At 70.4% G+C, this 588-nt stretch carries 1 protein-coding gene; it reads left to right on the top strand.

What is annotated here, in order from left to right; translation table 11 throughout:
* Positions 1-588, top strand: a 588-nt coding sequence (locus ACI3K3_RS25775) for a methyl-accepting chemotaxis protein (RefSeq protein WP_404918973.1), incomplete at both ends; no start/stop codon positions are given.

Below are 588 nucleotides of genomic sequence, written 5' to 3'. Positions count from 1 at the left end.
TGACCGTGGTCGGCTCCGGCCGCGAGATCGCCGACGAGGCGGTCCAGGCCATGGGCCGCGTTTCCGAAAGCGCCAAGGGCATCGACTCGGTGATCGAAGGCCTCGACAAGATCGCCTTCCAGACCCGCGTCCTCGCCATGAACGCCGCCGTCGAGGCGGGTCGTGCGGGCGATGCCGGTCGCGGCTTCGCGGTCGTGGCCGATCTCGTCTCGGCGCTGGCCATGCGCTCGGAAGAGGAAGCCAAGCGCGCCCGCGAGCAGCTCACCGCCACCCAGACGGACATCGGCACCGCCGTGGAAGCCGTGCAGCGCGTCGACGGCGCCCTGCAGAACATCTCGGGCGACGTCACCGAAGTCCACACCCTGCTCAGCGACATCGCCAGCGACAACCAGGCCCAGTCCTCGACGATCACCCAGATCAGCGCGACGATCGGCACCATGGACCAGGCCACCCAGCAGAACGCCGCGATGGTCGAGGAAACCTCCGCCGCCGCGCGCAACCTCAACAGCGAAGTGACCTCGCTGTCCGACCGCGCCGCGATGTTCCGCACCGGCCGCGAAGGCCTGCGCTCCGGCGCCCCCGCCACGC

It is taken from the genome of Novosphingobium sp. ZW T3_23 (assembly GCF_044987305.1).
In the GTDB taxonomy this organism is placed as follows: Bacteria; Pseudomonadota; Alphaproteobacteria; order Sphingomonadales; family Sphingomonadaceae; genus Novosphingobium.
Note: the sequence above shows the minus strand (reverse complement) of the source record. Positions and strands in the feature narration are given on the sequence as shown.